General features: G+C 72.3%; 1 protein-coding gene. It reads right to left on the reverse strand.

The features are described 5' to 3' along the window. The coding region (locus ACP4J0_RS38555; RefSeq protein WP_426604118.1) for an acyltransferase domain-containing protein at nucleotides 1-902 on the reverse strand (902 nt) is incomplete at both ends.

A 902-nucleotide genomic window follows, 5' to 3' on the forward strand; every position in this document is an offset into this window, starting at 1 on the left:
TGCATCAACCGCCCACGCGCCGCCACCAGCACACACGCATCATCCAGCGACAGCACCCCCGCCACATGCGCAGCAGCGATCTCACCGATCGAGTGCCCGGACACGAAGTCCGGCCTCACACCCCACGACTCGACCAGCCGGAACAGCCCCACCTCCACCCCGAACAGGGCCGGCTGCGTGTAAGCCGTCCGGTCGAGAAGAGCCGCGTCGTCCCCGAACAGCACGTCCCTCAAGGGCACATCGAGATGGGCGTCCATCCGGGCGCAGACCGCGTCCAAGGCGTCCGCGAAGGCCGGGTACGCGTCGTACAGCTCCCGGCCCATCGCGAGCCGCTGGCTGCCCTGCCCCGTGAACAGGAACGCCAGCGCGCCGTCAGCGGCGGTCCCCTGGTGGAGCGCGGGCACGTCCTCCCCCGCGGCCATGGCCGTCAGCGCCTTCAGGAACTCCTCCCGCTCGCCCGCCACGACCGCCGCACGCCGTTCCAGAGCGGCCCGCGACGTGGCCAGGGTGCAGGCTACGTCGACCGGCTCCAGCAGCGGGTCGGCTGCGATGCGCGCCCGGAGTCTGTCGGCCTGGAGGCTCAGCGCCGCCGCGTTCTTCGCCGACAGCACCCACGGCACGACGGCGGGCCGGCTCGACGCGGCAGTGACGGTCATGTCGTCCGGGGCCTGCTCCACGATGGTGTGGGCGTTGGTGCCGCTGATGCCGAAGGACGAGATGCCGGCACGACGCGGGCGTCCGGTCTCCGGCCACTCCCGCTGCTCGGTGAGCAGGGCGATGTCCCCGGCCGACCAGTCGACGTGCGGGGTCGGCTCGTCGACGTGAAGGGTCTGCGGCAGCACGCCGTGCCGCATCGCGAGCACCATCTTGATGACGCCCGCGACGCCTGCGGCGGCCTGCGT

It is taken from the genome of Streptomyces sp. WG7 (assembly GCF_049975785.1).
Lineage (GTDB): Bacteria > Actinomycetota > Actinomycetes > Streptomycetales > Streptomycetaceae > Streptomyces.